Genomic DNA, 15,321 nt, shown 5'->3' with positions numbered 1-15,321 from the left:
CGTTCTGAGGGTTTGTGGCACACTGCGCTTTTCGCACGGTATGGCCGAGATCGTCCGGCGGTTATTGATGAGAGAGTAAAACGACATGAAATGGCTATGTTCTGTAGGTGTCGCCGTAAGCCTGGCGCTGCAACCTGCGCTGGCAGAGGATTTGTTTGGCAATCACCCGCTCACGCCTGAAGCACGGGATGCGTTTGTCACGGAATTGCTCAAGAAAATGACGGTCGATGAGAAAATCGGCCAGCTGCGTCTTATCAGCGTCGGCCCGGATAACCCGAAAGAGGCCATCCGGGCGATGATCAAAGACGGGCAGGTAGGGGCCATCTTTAATACCGTCACCCGCCAGGATATCCGCAAGATGCAGGACCAGGTGATGGATCTCAGCCGCCTGAAAATTCCTCTGTTCTTTGCCTATGACGTGGTGCACGGCCAGCGTACCGTCTTCCCGATTAGCCTCGGCTTAGCGTCTTCCTTTAACCTCGACGCGGTGAAAACCGTCGGGCGCGTGTCGGCTTATGAAGCGGCGGACGACGGCCTGAATATGACCTGGGCACCTATGGTGGACGTCTCGCGCGATCCGCGCTGGGGCCGCGGCTCGGAAGGCTTTGGTGAAGATACGTATTTAACCTCCACGATGGGTAAAACCATGGTGGAAGCGATGCAGGGCAAAAGCCCGGCGGATCGCTACTCGGTGATGACCAGCGTCAAACACTTTGCGGCCTATGGCGCAGTGGAAGGCGGTAAAGAGTACAACACCGTCGACATGAGCCCGCAGCGCCTGTTCAACGACTACATGCCGCCGTACAAGGCAGGGCTGGATGCGGGCAGCGGGGCGGTGATGGTGGCGCTGAACTCCCTGAACGGCACGCCAGCGACGTCCGATTCCTGGCTGCTGAAAGACGTGCTGCGCGACCAGTGGGGCTTTAAAGGCATCACCGTTTCTGACCATGGCGCGATTAAAGAGCTGATCAAGCACGGTACCGCCTCCGATCCGGAAGACGCGGTGCGCGTGGCGCTCAAGTCCGGCATCAACATGAGCATGAGCGATGAGTATTACAGCAAATACCTGCCGGGGCTGGTGAAGAGCGGCAAGGTAACGATGGCGGAGCTGGACGATGCCGCGCGCCACGTGCTGAACGTGAAATACGACATGGGGCTGTTTAACGATCCGTACAGCCACCTGGGCCCGAAAGAGTCTGACCCGGCAGATACCAACGCTGAAAGCCGTCTGCACCGCAAAGAAGCGCGTGACGTGGCGCGCGAAAGCCTGGTGCTGCTGAAAAACCGCCTCGACACGCTGCCGCTGAAAAAATCCGGCACCATTGCCGTGGTGGGCCCGCTGGCCGACAGCAAGCGCGACGTGATGGGCAGCTGGTCTGCCGCAGGCGTGGCTGACCAGTCGGTGACCGTGCTGACCGGTATCAAGAGTGCCGTGGGTGATAACGCCAAAGTGGTCTACGCCAAAGGGGCGAACGTCACCAACGATAAAGACATCGTCACTTTCCTTAACCAGTACGAGGAAGCGGTCAAGGTCGATCCACGCACGCCGAAGGAGATGATCGACGAGGCGGTGAATGCCGCGAAGCAGTCTGACGTCGTTGTCGCGGTGGTGGGCGAAGCGCAGGGTATGGCGCACGAGGCCTCCAGCCGTACCGATATCACCATTCCGCAGAGCCAGCGCGATCTGATCGCCGCCCTGAAAGCCACCGGCAAGCCGCTGGTGCTGGTGCTGATGAACGGTCGTCCGCTGGCGCTGGTGAAAGAAGACCAGCAGGCTGACGCCATTCTGGAAACCTGGTTCGCCGGTACCGAAGGCGGTAACGCCATCGCCGACGTGCTGTTTGGCGATTACAACCCGTCGGGCAAGCTGCCGATGTCCTTCCCGCGCTCCGTCGGGCAAATCCCGGTCTACTACAGCCACCTGAACACCGGTCGCCCGTACAACGCCGACAAGCCGAACAAGTACACGTCTCGTTACTTCGACGAAGCTAACGGCCCGCTGTATCCGTTTGGTTACGGCCTGAGCTACACCACCTTCAAGATCTCTGACGTGAAAATGTCAGCGCCTACGATGAAGCGTGACGGCAAAGTCACCGCCAGCGTTGAGGTGACCAACACCGGCAAGCGCGAAGGGGCAACGGTGATTCAGATGTACGTTCAGGATGTCACCGCGTCGATGAGCCGTCCCGTGAAGCAGTTGCGCGGCTTTGAGAAGGTCAACCTGAAGCCAGGCGAAACCCAAACCATCAGCTTCCCGATCGACGTGGATGCGCTGAAGTTCTGGAACCAGCAGATGAAATATGACGCGGAACCGGGCAAGTTTAACGTCTTTATCGGCGTGGACTCCGCCCGCGTGAATAAAGGCGAGTTCGAACTGCTGTAACCTGTCCCTCCTTTGCCTCCCCCCGTCCTGCGGGGGAGGCGTCTTACCTTATGCTAAAAAGGCATTTTGACGGTTAATTCTGCCGTTTTAAGCTACGCTTTTCTCTCAAGCCTCTGAAAAAGGCAGCAAAATAAATGAGGATAGTAGAATGACGATTGCAAAGGGGATGTTGGGATCTGCGGTGCTGCTGGCGGCGCTAAGTCTGCCGCTACAGGCGGCGGAGCCGGTAAAAGTGGGCTCAAAGATCGATACCGAAGGGGCGCTGCTCGGCAATATTATTTTGCAGGTGCTGGACAGCCACGGCGTGAAAACTGTCAATAAAGTTCAGCTCGGCACCACGCCCGTCGTGCGCGGCGCGATCACCTCCGGCGAGCTGGATATCTACCCGGAATACACCGGCAACGGCGCGTTCTTCTTCAAACAAGAAAACGATCCGGCATGGAAAAACGCTAACGCCGGGTATGAGAAAGTCAAAAAGCTCGACGCGGAACAGAACAAACTGGTCTGGCTGACCCCGGCTCCTGCCAATAACACCTGGACTATCGCCGTGCGCAAGGACGTGGCGGAGAAAGGCAAGCTCACCTCGCTTGCGGATCTCAGCCGCTACCTGAAAGAGAAGGGCGATTTCAAGCTCGCGGCCTCTGCGGAGTTTATCGAGCGTCCTGATGCGCTCCCGGCGTTCGAAAAAGCCTACGACTTCAAACTCGACCAGGCGCAGCTGCTCTCTCTGGCGGGCGGGGATACCGCGGTGACCATCAAAGCGGCGGCGCAGCAAACCTCTGGCGTTAACGCGGCCATGGCCTACGGCACCGACGGCCCGGTGGCGGCGCTCGGCCTGCAAACCCTGACCGATCCTAAAGGCGTACAGCCGATTTACGCCCCGACCCCGGTCGTGCGTGAGGCGGTGCTGAAAGCCTATCCGGAGATTGCCGACTGGCTCAAACCGGTCTTCGAAAAACTGGATGAAAAAACGCTGCAACAGCTGAATGCCAGCATTGCCGTCGAGGGGCTGGATGCCAAAAAAGTGGCCGCCGACTTCCTGAAACAACAAGGGCTTGTGAAGTAACGGGAAAGGGCTGTGCCAATAAAATGTCATAACCGCGTCCTGCTGCTGCTGGCCTGCGTGGCCATCGCGGCGGTCGCGCTGCCGTTTGTCAACGTAGCCCCAAACCGTCTGATGTCGGGAGAGGGCAAAGCGCTCTGGCAGGTCTGGTCTTTCACGCCGGGGTGGCTGGCGGCGGCGCTGGCCGCGTGGGTTGCGCTATCGTTCTGGCAAGGGCGCACGGCGCAGTGGCTGACGCTGCTCCTCGCTGAAGGGCTGTTTATCATTCTGTTCTGGAGTGGCGGGCTGGCGGCGACGCACATGGCGTCGGCAGAAAGTCCGCTGGCGAGAACCACGGTGGGTAGCGGCCTCTGGCTGTGGCTGGCGCTCTGTCTGCTGGTCAGCAGCGATGCCATTCGTCGACTCATCTCCAGCGCCGTCTGGCGCTGGGTGCTCAACGCGCAGATATGGTGCATTCCCTTGTTCCTGCTGTTCAGCGGGGAACTGAACAATCTCTCGCTGTTAAAAGAGTACGCTAACCGTCAGGAGGTGTTTGATGATGCCCTGGCGCAACACCTGACGATCCTCTTCGGGACGCTCTTTCCGGCGCTGCTGCTCGGGATCCCCCTGGGCATGTGGTGTTACCGCCATCCTTCACGTCAGGGCGGTGTCTTTGCCGTGCTCAACGTGATCCAGACCATCCCTTCCGTTGCGCTGTTTGGCCTGCTGATTGCGCCGCTGGCCGGGCTGGTGAAGTCATTTCCGGTGCTGGGAACGCTCGGCATAGCCGGAACGGGGTTAACGCCCGCCCTTATCGCGCTGGTGCTGTATGCGCTGTTGCCGCTGGTGCGCGGCGTGGTCGCGGGCCTGGGCCAGGTCGCACCTGACGTGCTGGAAAGCGCCCATGCGATGGGCATGAGCGCGCGGCAGTGTTTCTGGAAAATTCAGCTCCCGCTGGCGCTGCCCCTGCTGCTGCGCAGCCTGCGGGTGGTGACGGTACAGACCGTCGGCATGGCGGTGATTGCGGCGCTGATTGGTGCGGGCGGCTTTGGCGCCCTGGTGTTCCAGGGGCTGCTAAGCAGTGCGCTCGATCTGGTGTTATTGGGCGTGGTTCCGACGATTGCGCTGGCGGTTGTCGTCGACGCGCTGTTTGCCTTATGGCTCGTGCTGCTCAGGAGAAGAGCCAATGATTGAATTCCATGATGTCAGTAAAACGTTTGCCGGTCGCCCGGCGGCGAGCCACCTGAACCTGAACTTTGCCGAGGGGGCGTTTTCCGTGCTGATTGGCACCTCAGGCTCGGGAAAATCCACCACCCTGAAGATGATCAACCGGCTGGTGGAGCACGACAGCGGGCTGATCCGCTTTGCCGGAGAAGAGATCCGCAGCCTGCCGGTGCTGGAGCTGCGCCGTCGGATGGGCTATGCCATTCAGTCTATCGGCCTGTTTCCACACTGGACGGTGGCGCAGAACATCGCCACCGTGCTGCAGCTGGAAAAATGGTCGCGGGCAAAAATCGCTGACCGGGTGGATGAGCTGATGTCTTTGCTGGGGCTCGAGCCCGCGCTGCGCGATCGCTATCCGCACCAGCTTTCCGGCGGCCAGCAGCAGCGCGTGGGCGTGGCGCGCGCGCTGGCGGCCAATCCGCAGGTACTGCTGATGGATGAACCCTTTGGCGCGCTGGATCCGGTCACGCGCGGGGCGCTGCAGGCGGAGATGACTCGTATTCACCGCATTCTCGGACGCACGATCGTTCTCGTGACGCACGATATTGATGAAGCCCTGCGCCTGGCCGACCATCTGGTGCTGATGGATCATGGCGAAGTGGTGCAGCAGGGCTCGCCGCTTGAGCTGTTAACCTGGCCGAAGAACGACTTTGTGCGCGAGTTTTTTGGCCGCAGCGAGCTGGGCGTGAGGCTGCTCTCCCTGCGGACGGTCAGCGACTATATGCGTCGGGAGGAGACATCGCTAAGCGGCGAACCGCTGCAGGCGCAGATGAGCCTGCGGGATGCCCTCTCCGCGTTTGTCGCGCGCCAGTGCGAGGTATTGCCCGTCTCGGACGCTCGCGGGACGCCGTGCGGAACCTTACATTTTCGCGATCTGCTGGCAGGGGAGGTGACGCGTGAAGGCACTGCGTGATCCGCTCCACTGGCTGGTAGCGCTCTTTGTCGCCTTGCTGTTTCTGATGCCTCACAGCGCGGCGCTGTTTAACGCCCTTTTTCCCGGGCTGCCGCGGCCGGTCTATCAGCAGGAGAGCTTTATTAATCTCGCCCTGGCGCATCTCTGGCTGGTGGCGCTCTCAAGCGCCATCGCGGTTGTGCTGGGGGTAGGGGCAGGCATCGCGGTCACGCGTCCTGCGGGCAAGGAGTTTCGTCCGCTGGTAGAGACGATAGCGGCCATTGGACAGACGTTTCCGCCGGTGGCGGTGCTTGCGATAGCGGTTCCGGTGATGGGCTTTGGCCAGCAGCCTGCCATTATTGCGCTGATTTTATATGGCGTACTGCCGGTTCTGCAGGGCACGCTGGCGGGCTTCGCGGCGGTACCGGCGTCGGTGCTGAGCGTGGCTGAAGGGATGGGGATGAGTCGCGGCCAGCGGCTGCGCAAGGTTGAACTGCCGCTTGCGGCACCGGTTATCATTGCCGGGATCCGCACGTCGGTCATCATTAACATTGGGACGGCGACCATTGCGTCTACGGTTGGTGCCAATACGCTGGGAACGCCGATTATTATCGGCCTGAGCGGGTTTAATACGGCTTATATAGTGCAGGGAGCGGTGCTGGTCGCGCTGGCGGCAATCGTCGTCGATCGCCTTTTTGAGCGGCTCGCGCGCTACCTCAGCCGACACCGCCGCGAACAATAAACGAGTATCCTGCCAGCATCACGCCGCCGATACCGCTTACGGCCATCAGGACAAAAAGGGTAATAATGGCCAGTTTGGTTGCCTTCATCATGTGCTCCTGTTGTTAACGGAACAATTATACGGTGAAGCGCAGCTGTTAATGAACCATTAAATGCCGTTATGGCTCATCCGGACCAAGGGAATAAACCGGGTAACCATTCTCACGCCATTCCGTCAGCAGCTGTTGCTGCGTGGCGGACGGCACTTCACCACACCAGACCAGCAGGGTCTGGCCCTCAAAAAACTCAGGCTTAAGCTGCGCCAGCGAATGCGCCAGAACATCCACGCGCCAGCCCTTCTGGGTGGCAATCCACGCTTCCAGCCACAGGCGGGTGGTATCGTGCACGTTCCAGCCGACCACCAGCGCATCTTTTCCGGCTTTGTTCTTCGCCGAGGCAAGGCAGACGGCGATGTAGTTGATCAGCACCCCGTCGAGCATGCTGAGCAGCGCCTGCAGGGTGGACTGCTGACACTGCAGGCGTCGACGGAGCGGAATGAAAAGATGGTTGATCAGCGTCTGTGCCGGGTAATCGCGGCCTTGCTCTTTTATCCATGCGCGCAGGCGCTGAAGGTTGCCCGCCTGCAGGAGTCGCAGCAGGGTTTCCTGCTGTTCGCGCCAGAGGTGCTGCGTGTCCGGGTCGTCGTGGCTCAGCAGGGACTTCACCTTGCCGACCTGCACCCCGTTGTCGATCCAGCTTTTGATTTCGCGAATGCGGTCGATATCGGCTTCATTGAAAAGGCGATGCCCACCGTCGGTCCTCTGCGGTTTGAGTAATCCATACCGTCGCTGCCACGCCCGTAGGGTAACGGGATTGATATCACAAAGGAGTGCCACTTCACCTATTGTGTAAAGCGCCATATTCGCCCCCTGGCTTACGCGTCACCAGCTTAACTGTAGACTCACTTTGGCGAACCAGGAAAGATTGATTGTTTTTTGAACAAACAATGCGAAGCATGCGCGATATTCAGAAAAAGGTGTGATAACGGACACGATTTTGCGCTTTTATGGGATGCTTCAAAGAAAGTAAACCCGCATCAGTGTATGTTACGCGTTTTTAGCGTGTGCGGTTTTGAGTATGTACGAGTTTAATCTGGTGCTGCTGTTGCTTCAGCAGATGTGCGTGTTTCTTGTCATTGCCTGGCTGATGAGCAAAACGCGCCTGTTTATCCCGCTGATGCAGGTCACCGTACGTCTGCCGCATAAGCTGCTCTGCTACGTCACCTTCTCTATTTTCTGCATCATGGGGACTTATTTTGGTCTCCATATCGAAGACTCTATTGCCAATACGCGCGCGATCGGCGCGGTGATGGGGGGGCTGCTGGGCGGTCCCGTCGTCGGTGGCCTTGTCGGTTTAACCGGGGGGCTGCATCGCTATTCCATGGGCGGGATGACGGCGCTCAGCTGCATGATCTCGACGATCGTGGAAGGTCTGCTAGGCGGGCTCGTGCACAGCTACATGATCAAACGCGGCCGCCCGGATAAAGTCTTTAGCCCGCTCACCGCCGGTGCCATTACCTTTGTAGCCGAAATGGCGCAGATGGCGATCATTCTGCTCATTGCCCGTCCGTTTGAGGATGCGCTGCACCTGGTCAGCAGCATTGCCGCTCCGATGATGGTGACCAATACTGTGGGCGCGGCGCTGTTTATGCGCATTCTGCTCGACAAGCGCGCCATGTTTGAGAAATACACCTCGGCCTTTTCCGCCACGGCGCTGAAGGTCGCCGCCTCGACCGAAGGGATCCTGCGCCAGGGCTTTAACGAAGAGAACAGCATGAAGGTCGCCCAGGTGCTCTACAAGGAGCTGGATATCGGCGCGGTGGCTATCACCGACCGCGAGCGGCTGCTGGCCTTTACCGGCACAGGGGACGATCACCATCTGCCGGGTAAACCCATCTCCTCAGCCTACACGCTGCGCGCCATTGAAACCGGTGAGGTGGTGTACGCCGACGGTAACGAGGTGCCTTATCGCTGCTCGCTGCATCCGCAGTGCAAGCTGGGCTCCACGCTGGTGATTCCGCTGCGCGGCGAGAATCAGCGGGTGATGGGCACCATCAAGCTGTATGAGGCGAAAAACCGTCTGTTCAGCTCCATCAACCGCACGCTGGGGGAGGGGATCGCCCAGCTGCTGTCCGCGCAAATTCTGGCCGGGCAGTATGAACGGCAGAAAGCGCTGCTGACGCAGTCCGAAATTAAGCTGCTGCATGCCCAGGTCAATCCGCATTTCCTGTTCAACGCCCTCAACACGCTCAAAGCGGTGATCCGCCGCGACAGCGATCAGGCCGCGCAGCTGGTGCAGTTTCTGTCGACCTTTTTCCGCAAAAACCTGAAGCGACCGTCTGAGATCGTCACCCTCGCCGATGAGATTGAGCACGTGAATGCCTATCTGCAGATTGAGCAGGCGCGTTTCCAGTCGCGCCTGCAGGTGTCGCTCTCCGTGCCGGATGAGCTGGCGTATCAGCATCTTCCGGCCTTTACCCTGCAGCCGATTGTGGAAAACGCCATTAAGCACGGCACGTCGCAGCTACTGGGAACGGGGGAGATAACCATTGCCGCCAGCCGTTTTAATCACCATCTGGTGCTGGATATTGAAGACAATGCCGGGCTTTACCAGCCTTCCGCCTCTGGCGGTCTGGGGATGAGCCTGGTGGATAAACGCCTGCGCGCCCATTTTGGCGACGACTGTGGCATTACCGTCGCCTGTGAGCCAGACCGATTTACCCGTATTACCGTACGACTGCCGCTGGAGGAAAACGCATGTTAAGAGTGCTGATTGTGGATGACGAGCCGCTGGCACGCGAAAACCTGCGCGTTCTGCTGCAGGAGCAGCCGGATATTGAGATTGTGGGGGAGTGCGCGAACGCCATTGAGGCCATCGGCGCGGTGCACAAACTACGCCCGGACGTGCTGTTCCTCGATATTCAGATGCCCCGCATCAGCGGGCTGGAGATGGTCGGCATGCTCGACCCGGAACATCGTCCCTACATCGTGTTTCTGACGGCGTTTGATGAATATGCCGTTAAGGCCTTTGAGGAGCACGCGTTTGACTATCTGCTCAAGCCGATTGAAGAGAAGCGTCTTGAAAAAACGCTCACCCGTTTACGTCAGGAGCGCACCGTACAGGACGTCACGCTGCTGCCGGAAAACCAGCAGCCGCTGAAGTTTATCCCCTGCACCGGGCACAGCCGGATCTATCTTCTGCAGATGGATGATGTGGCCTTTGTCAGTAGCCGCCTGAGCGGGGTGTTTGTCACCAGCGCGGAAGGGAACGAAGGGTTTACCGAGCTGACCCTGCGCACGCTGGAGAGCCGCACGCCGCTTATCCGCTGCCATCGCCAGTATCTGGTGAACATGGCGCACCTGAAGGAGATCCGCCTGGAAGATAACGGCCAGGCCGAGCTGGTGCTGCGTGCCGGACAAACGGTACCCGTCAGCCGTCGCTACCTGAAGAGTTTGAAAGAGGCGATTGGGCTGTAAAGCTGGTACACTGCGCGCCATTGCATCATCGACATTCGAAGGCTCTATGCTAAGTAACGATATTCTTCGTAGCCTGCGCTACACCCTGAAAGCGAACAATAACGACATGGTGCGCATTCTTGCGCTGTCCGACATGGAATCCACGTCTGCGAGTTTTGACACGTGGATGACCAAAGAAGACGAAGAGGGATTTGTCCGCTGCCCTGACATCATTCTGTCGGGTTTCCTGAACGGCCTGATTTACGATAAGCGTGGCAAAGATCCGGCCGCGCCAGAGCTGGCGCTGGAGCGTCGGGTGAACAACAACACGGTGCTGAAAAAGTTGCGCATCGCCTTCTCGCTGAAAACGGACGATATCGTGGCGATCATGACTGAGCAAAAATTCCGCGTATCCGTGCCGGAAGTCACCGCCATGATGCGCGCGCCGGATCATAAAAACTACCGCGAGTGCGGCGACCAGTTTCTGCGTAATTTCCTGCGCGGGCTGACCCACCGGGTGCATCACCCGAAAGTGTGATTTGCCCAGCGGCGCTGCGCTTGCAGGGCCTACGGGTTTTGTAGGCCGGGTAAGGCGAAGCCGCCACCCGGCAAAAAAAAGCCGGAGATTATCTCCGGCTTTTTTGTTATTTCACCTGCTGACCCGGCTTCGCGCCTTCGTCTGGGCTTAACAGGAAGATATCTTTCCCGCCGGGGCCCGCGGCCATCACCATCCCCTCAGAGATGCCGAAGCGCATTTTGCGCGGCGCCAGGTTCGCCACCATCACGGTCTGACGACCGACCAGCACCTGCGGGTCCGGATAGGCAGAACGGATGCCGGAGAAGACGTTGCGCTTCTCGCCGCCGAGATCCAGCGTCAGGCGCAGCAGCTTGTCAGAGCCGTCCACGAACTCCGCGTTTTCAATCAGCGCCACGCGCAGGTCGACTTTGGCGAAATCATCGAAGGTAATGGTTTCCTGAATCGGATCGTCCGCCAGCGGGCCGGTGACCGGTGCCGCAGCAGCCTTCACTTCTTCTTTAGACGCTTCCACCAGGGCTTCAACCTGCTTCATCTCGATGCGGTTGTACAGCGCCTTGAAGGTGTTCACCTTGTGGCCGAGCAGCGGTTGCTGGATTGCATCCCAGGTCAGTTCGGTGTTCAGGAACGCTTCAGCACGGGCTGCCAGCTGTGGCAGAACCGGCTTCAGCCAGGTCATCAGCACGCGGAACATGTTCAGACCCATGGTGCAGATCGCCTGCAGGTCGGCGTCACGGCCTTCCTGTTTCGCAACAACCCACGGGGCCTGCTCGTCCACATAGCGGTTGGCAACATCGGCCAGCGCCATGATTTCACGAATCGCTTTACCGAATTCACGGCTTTCCCAGGCTTCACCAACCGCAGCGGCGGCATCGGTGAAGGTTTTATACAGCTCAGGATCGGCCAGTTCGGCAGAAAGCACGCCGTCAAAACGCTTCGCGATAAAGCCCGCGTTACGGGACGCCAGGTTGACGACCTTGTTGACGATGTCCGCGTTCACGCGCTGCACGAAATCTTCCAGGTTCAGGTCGATATCGTCGATGCGGGAAGAGAGCTTCGCGGTGTAGTAGTAGCGCAGGCTGTCCGCGTCGAAGTGGTTCAGCCAGGTGCTGGCCTTGATGAACGTCCCGCGGGACTTGGACATCTTCGCGCCGTTCACCGTTACGTAGCCGTGTACGAACAGGTTGGTTGGCTTGCGGAAGTTGCTGCCTTCCAGCATCGCCGGCCAGAACAGGCTGTGGAAGTAAACGATGTCTTTACCGATGAAGTGGTACAGCTCGGCAGTGGAATCTTTCTTCCAGTATTCGTCGAAGCTGACGGTGTCGCCACGCTTGTCGCACAGGTTCTTGAAGGAGCCCATGTAGCCGATTGGCGCGTCCAGCCAGACGTAGAAGTATTTGCCCGGCGCGTTCGGGATTTCAAAGCCGAAGTACGGTGCATCGCGGGAGATATCCCACTGCTGCAGGCCGGATTCGAACCACTCCTGCATTTTATTCGCCACCTGCTCCTGCAGCGCGCCGCTGCGGGTCCACGCCTGCAGCATTTCGCTGAAGGACGGCAGGTCGAAGAAGAAGTGCTCGGAGTCACGCATCACCGGCGTGGCACCGGATACCACGGATTTCGGTTCGATAAGTTCGGTCGGGCTGTAGGTCGCGCCGCACACTTCGCAGTTATCGCCGTACTGGTCCGGGGATTTACATTTCGGACAGGTGCCTTTGACGAAACGGTCCGGCAGGAACATGCCTTTTTCCGGATCGTACAGCTGAGAGATGGTGCGGTTTTTAATAAAACCGTTCTCTTTCAGACGGGTGTAGATCAGCTCCGACAGCTCGCGGTTTTCGTCGCTGTGCGTGGAGTGATAGTTGTCATAGCTGATGTCAAAGCCAGCAAAATCAGTCTGATGCTCCTGACTCATTTCGGCAATCATCTGCTCCGGGGAAATCCCCAGCTGCTGCGCTTTCAGCATGATCGGCGTGCCGTGGGCATCGTCCGCACAGATGAAATTAACCTCGTGGCCGCGCATTCGCTGGTAACGGACCCAGACATCAGCCTGGATATGCTCCAGCATGTGGCCGAGGTGGATTGAGCCGTTGGCGTACGGCAGTGCGCACGTTACCAGAATTTTCTTCGCGACTTGAGTCATAGTAGGCATTACTTCTTTTAACTGTGAAAAGGGTTTTTGATATTACCAAAAGGGGCATTATTAAGTAAGCACAAACCACGGCCTTTCAGGTAAACTTGTTCATCTAAGGTCTTATTCACAAGAACAAAGGAGTCGGGATGATTTCTCAATCCCAGGCCAAATCACCGGAAGCCTTACGAGCAATGGTCGCCGGGACGCTGGCTAACTTTCAGCATCCAACCCTGAAGCATAATCTCACTACGCTGAAAGCGTTACACCACGTTGCCTGGCTGGACGACACGCTGCACATTGAGCTGCAGATGCCGTTCGTCTGGACCAGCGCCTTTGACGCGCTGAAAGAGCAGACCAGCTCTGAGCTGCTGCGCATGACCGGCGCGAAGGCGATCGACTGGAAGCTGAGCCACAGCATCGCCACGCTGAAGCGCGTGAAAAACCAGCCTGGCGTGAACGGCGTGAAAAACATCATTGCCGTCAGCTCGGGCAAGGGCGGGGTGGGGAAATCCTCTACCGCCGTTAACCTGGCGCTCGCGCTGGCAGCGGAAGGGGCAAAGGTCGGTATTCTGGATGCCGACATCTACGGTCCGTCTATTCCGAACATGCTGGGCGCGGAAAACCAGCGACCAACCTCGCCGGACGGCACCCATATGGCGCCAATCATGGCGCACGGTCTGGCGACCAACTCCATCGGTTACCTGGTGACTGACGATAACGCCATGGTCTGGCGCGGCCCGATGGCCAGCAAAGCGCTGCTGCAGATGCTGCAGGAGACGATGTGGCCGGATCTGGATTATCTGGTGCTGGACATGCCGCCGGGCACCGGTGACATTCAGCTGACGCTGGCGCAGAACATTCCGGTGACGGGAGCCGTTGTGGTGACCACGCCGCAGGATATTGCGCTGATCGACGCCAAAAAAGGCATCGTGATGTTCGAGAAAGTGGAAGTGCCGGTGCTCGGTATCGTTGAGAACATGAGCATGCACATCTGCAGCAACTGCGGCCACCACGAACCTATCTTCGGCACGGGTGGCGCAGAAAAACTGGCCGCGAAGTATCACACCCAACTGCTGGGACAGATGCCGCTGCACATTACCCTGCGCGAAGATCTGGATAGCGGCAAGCCGACGGTGGTCAGCCGTCCGGACAGCGAATTTGCAGAAATGTATCGCCAGCTGGCGGGACGCGTTGCGGCGCAGCTCTACTGGCAGGGCGAAGTCATCCCAGGGGAAATCGCGTTCCGCGCGGTGTAACGCCTGAGCGTAGAATTGCCGGGTGGCGCTTTGCTTACCCGGCCTAAAAGTGGCACCATCACGTAGGTCGGGTAAGGCGAAGCCGCCACCCGACTTTAACCCAAGCGATAGTGCATCAAATAATACTCTCCCTCCGGAGAATCCCCCGTCGCCTCAATGTGCCAGCCGTGCCGCTGGTAAAACGCGACAGCCCGCGCATTCTTCACCAGACACTTAAGCGAACCCGTACTGGTAAACGTCTTCTGAACCTGTTCCAGGAGCATACGCCCGACCCCATGGCTTTGATACTGCGGGTCGACAAATAGGTTGTGCAGGAAATTATCGTTCGTCCAGACGGAGGCAAAACCCAGGCGATGGCCGTTCTGCGTGGCAACCCAAATCACTTCGTCACGGGTGGCCGCGTCAAAGTCTTCAAGCTGCCAGTCTGAACTGTCCAGCCATGGCCAGGCCTCACGCCGGGCGTGGAGGAAGAGCGTGCGCAGGAAAGGGCGATCGCTTTCCTGCCAGGGGCGGATCAGGATGGTATTAGCGGTGATAGAAAATATCTCCGTTATAGGCTTTGTAGATTTTGCCATCCGTATCGCCAATCAGCACGTAGTTCTCGCCCATGTAGGTCCAGTGGGTTCCGGCATCCGGAGCCGGCAGGTTACGCAGCTGGTACTGTTTGATGGTGTACTCCGGCGTTTGATACTGCGCCGGCGCCGTGTCGCCAATCTTGAATTTCGTGAAGTCAGCGATGAACTCTTGTTCTTCATAGGCCTTGATGCCGGATGCCGCTTGTGGTGCTGCATTCGCCGCGCTTGCCAGAGACATCACGACCCCGAGAAGCAGCCATTTACACTTAGCCATTTTTTCTCCAGTTGAACGGTTTTAAGTTTGATTTTGCCTGCCAACAATACGGCAACCTGCCTATTTTAAATATCAGACTATGGCTTGTTCGAAAAAAAATGTAACAAAAATGAACCTACCTGATAATCGTTTTCCTTTTGGTATACCTCATCGATGACGCGATTTTTACCAGCTTACAGACCCGACACTTCTTTACAGCGTGATGGCGTATTGCCCGTTAAGATGACCTTCGTTAAAACATGAGGTCACAATGGATAACCGCAAAATCAGTCGACTGCGCCGCTGGGCGCGGGAAGGGATCATACTCGTTCTGCTGACGCTGGCCGTGGTATGGGGTGTTGATCAGTACCGAAAACCGACGCTCCCCGCCAGTTTTAGTGCAACGCCGATGCAGAGCATCGACGGCAACGTTCACGATATCGCGGCGCTCAGTCAGGAACGCCCGCTGCTGATCTACGTCTGGGCGACCTGGTGCAGCATTTGCCGCTACACGACGCCTGCGGTTAATCAACTGGCAGAAGAGGGCGGGAACGTGGTGAGTATCGCCATGCGTTCTGGTGACAACGCAAAGCTTGAGCGCTGGGTTGATAAGAAACAGCTGAAAATGCCGGTGATTAACGATGCAAACGGTGCTTTGTCGCAGCAGTGGCAGGTGAGCGTCACGCCAACGCTGGTGGTTGTGTCGAAGGGGAACGTGGTCAGTACCACGACGGGCTGGACGAGCTACTGGGGATTAAAATTAAGGATGTGGTGGGCAGGCGTATAAAAATA

The 15,321-nt window shown here is 58.3% G+C and carries 15 protein-coding genes; 10 read left to right on the top strand and 5 right to left on the bottom strand.

What is annotated here, in order from left to right; genetic code table 11:
* Positions 1 to 85: 85 nt before the first annotated feature.
* The 5 genes from bglX to P349_RS11580 all read left to right on the top strand — a co-directional run bounded on the left by bglX (position 86) and on the right by P349_RS11580 (position 6,283).
* Positions 86 to 2,383: a beta-glucosidase BglX gene (gene bglX, locus P349_RS11560; protein WP_032646541.1), complete on the top strand. Its 2,298-nt coding sequence runs from the start codon at positions 86 to 88 to the stop codon at positions 2,381 to 2,383.
* Positions 2,384 to 2,531: 148 nt separating this feature from the next.
* A complete protein-coding gene (gene osmF / locus P349_RS11565) occupies positions 2,532 to 3,449 on the top strand; it encodes a glycine betaine ABC transporter substrate-binding protein OsmF (protein WP_024908150.1) in 918 nt (305 codons plus the stop codon).
* A 12-nt stretch (positions 3,450 to 3,461) separates the two neighbouring features.
* Positions 3,462 to 4,619 carry an ABC transporter permease gene (locus P349_RS11570; protein ID WP_032646540.1) on the top strand — a complete coding sequence of 386 codons (1,158 nt, stop codon included), beginning with the start codon at positions 3,462 to 3,464 and terminating at the stop codon, positions 4,617 to 4,619.
* Positions 4,612 to 5,562 (top strand): ABC transporter ATP-binding protein, encoded by a 951-nt coding sequence (locus P349_RS11575; protein ID WP_032646538.1) that lies wholly within the window; start codon positions 4,612 to 4,614, stop codon positions 5,560 to 5,562. Before P349_RS11570 ends, P349_RS11575 begins: the two co-directional genes overlap by 8 nt.
* A complete protein-coding gene (locus P349_RS11580; RefSeq protein WP_032646537.1) occupies positions 5,546 to 6,283 on the top strand; it encodes an ABC transporter permease in 738 nt (245 codons plus the stop codon). Before P349_RS11575 ends, P349_RS11580 begins: the two co-directional genes overlap by 17 nt.
* Here the strand turns inward: P349_RS11580 and P349_RS26005 are convergent.
* Together P349_RS26005 and mlrA are read right to left on the bottom strand one after the other, a co-directional pair.
* The gene (locus tag P349_RS26005) at positions 6,258 to 6,371 is read right to left on the bottom strand and encodes a protein YohO (RefSeq protein WP_008500895.1); all 114 of its coding nucleotides are present in this window, start codon (positions 6,369 to 6,371) and stop codon (positions 6,258 to 6,260) included. The two genes, P349_RS11580 and P349_RS26005, sit on opposite strands and share 26 nt — an antisense overlap.
* A 69-nt stretch (positions 6,372 to 6,440) precedes the next feature.
* On the bottom strand, positions 6,441 to 7,181 hold the full coding sequence (gene mlrA, locus P349_RS11585; RefSeq protein WP_024908146.1) for an HTH-type transcriptional regulator MlrA: 741 nt from the start codon (positions 7,179 to 7,181) through the stop codon (positions 6,441 to 6,443).
* A 217-nt stretch (positions 7,182 to 7,398) separates the two neighbouring features.
* On the opposite strand from mlrA, the gene P349_RS11590 reads away from it, so the two are divergent.
* The 3 genes from P349_RS11590 to P349_RS11600 are packed head-to-tail and all read left to right on the top strand — an operon-like array spanning position 7,399 to position 10,314.
* Positions 7,399 to 9,084, top strand: a complete 1,686-nt coding sequence (locus P349_RS11590; RefSeq protein ID WP_024908145.1) for a sensor histidine kinase — start codon at positions 7,399 to 7,401, stop codon at positions 9,082 to 9,084.
* Positions 9,078 to 9,797 carry a two-component system response regulator BtsR gene (gene btsR / locus P349_RS11595; protein ID WP_024908144.1) on the top strand — a complete coding sequence of 240 codons (720 nt, stop codon included), beginning with the start codon at positions 9,078 to 9,080 and terminating at the stop codon, positions 9,795 to 9,797. The genes P349_RS11590 and btsR overlap by 7 nt, the downstream gene beginning before the upstream one ends.
* Positions 9,798 to 9,843: 46 nt before the next feature.
* Positions 9,844 to 10,314: a DUF1456 family protein gene (locus P349_RS11600; protein ID WP_023617627.1), complete on the top strand. Its 471-nt coding sequence runs from the start codon at positions 9,844 to 9,846 to the stop codon at positions 10,312 to 10,314.
* Positions 10,315 to 10,420: 106 nt separating this feature from the next.
* Here P349_RS11600 and metG read toward each other — a convergent pair whose 3' ends face one another.
* Positions 10,421 to 12,454, bottom strand: a complete 2,034-nt coding sequence (metG, locus tag P349_RS11605; protein ID WP_032646535.1) for a methionine--tRNA ligase — start codon at positions 12,452 to 12,454, stop codon at positions 10,421 to 10,423.
* A 137-nt stretch (positions 12,455 to 12,591) separates the two neighbouring features.
* On the opposite strand from metG, the gene apbC reads away from it, so the two are divergent.
* Complete coding sequence (gene apbC / locus P349_RS11610; protein WP_032646534.1) at positions 12,592 to 13,701, top strand: iron-sulfur cluster carrier protein ApbC; 1,110 nt, start codon at positions 12,592 to 12,594, stop codon at positions 13,699 to 13,701.
* A gap of 95 nt (positions 13,702 to 13,796) precedes the next feature.
* On the opposite strand, the gene P349_RS11615 is transcribed toward apbC, so the two are convergent.
* Entirely contained in the window at positions 13,797 to 14,276 is a 480-nt protein-coding gene (locus tag P349_RS11615; protein ID WP_032646533.1) for a GNAT family N-acetyltransferase, read from the bottom strand.
* Positions 14,227 to 14,550: an RcnB family protein gene (locus P349_RS11620; protein ID WP_032646531.1), complete on the bottom strand. Its 324-nt coding sequence runs from the start codon at positions 14,548 to 14,550 to the stop codon at positions 14,227 to 14,229. The genes P349_RS11615 and P349_RS11620 overlap by 50 nt, the downstream gene beginning before the upstream one ends.
* Before the next feature lie 250 nt (positions 14,551 to 14,800).
* On the opposite strand from P349_RS11620, the gene P349_RS11625 reads away from it, so the two are divergent.
* A complete protein-coding gene (locus P349_RS11625; RefSeq protein ID WP_032646530.1) occupies positions 14,801 to 15,316 on the top strand; it encodes a protein disulfide oxidoreductase in 516 nt (171 codons plus the stop codon).
* Positions 15,317 to 15,321 lie beyond the last annotated feature (5 nt).

Source organism: Enterobacter sp. DC4 (assembly GCF_000568095.1).
GTDB classification, from domain to species: domain Bacteria; phylum Pseudomonadota; class Gammaproteobacteria; order Enterobacterales; family Enterobacteriaceae; genus Enterobacter; species Enterobacter pseudoroggenkampii.
Note: the sequence above shows the minus strand (reverse complement) of the source record. Positions and strands in the feature narration are given on the sequence as shown.

Coding starts and splice junctions, on each gene's coding strand:
- P349_RS26005 (WP_008500895.1), bottom strand. CDS start 6,371: ATGAAGGCAACCAAACTGGCCATTATTACCCTTTTTGTCCTGATGGCC.
- P349_RS11600 (WP_023617627.1), top strand. CDS start 9,844: ATGCTAAGTAACGATATTCTTCGTAGCCTGCGCTACACCCTGAAAGCG.
- P349_RS11625 (WP_032646530.1), top strand. CDS start 14,801: ATGGATAACCGCAAAATCAGTCGACTGCGCCGCTGGGCGCGGGAAGGG.
- P349_RS11615 (WP_032646533.1), bottom strand. CDS start 14,276: ATGGCAAAATCTACAAAGCCTATAACGGAGATATTTTCTATCACCGCT.
- bglX (WP_032646541.1), top strand. CDS start 86: ATGAAATGGCTATGTTCTGTAGGTGTCGCCGTAAGCCTGGCGCTGCAA.
- P349_RS11590 (WP_024908145.1), top strand. CDS start 7,399: ATGTACGAGTTTAATCTGGTGCTGCTGTTGCTTCAGCAGATGTGCGTG.
- osmF (WP_024908150.1), top strand. CDS start 2,532: ATGACGATTGCAAAGGGGATGTTGGGATCTGCGGTGCTGCTGGCGGCG.
- btsR (WP_024908144.1), top strand. CDS start 9,078: ATGTTAAGAGTGCTGATTGTGGATGACGAGCCGCTGGCACGCGAAAAC.
- apbC (WP_032646534.1), top strand. CDS start 12,592: ATGATTTCTCAATCCCAGGCCAAATCACCGGAAGCCTTACGAGCAATG.
- P349_RS11575 (WP_032646538.1), top strand. CDS start 4,612: ATGATTGAATTCCATGATGTCAGTAAAACGTTTGCCGGTCGCCCGGCG.
- metG (WP_032646535.1), bottom strand. CDS start 12,454: ATGACTCAAGTCGCGAAGAAAATTCTGGTAACGTGCGCACTGCCGTAC.
- P349_RS11620 (WP_032646531.1), bottom strand. CDS start 14,550: ATGGCTAAGTGTAAATGGCTGCTTCTCGGGGTCGTGATGTCTCTGGCA.
- mlrA (WP_024908146.1), bottom strand. CDS start 7,181: ATGGCGCTTTACACAATAGGTGAAGTGGCACTCCTTTGTGATATCAAT.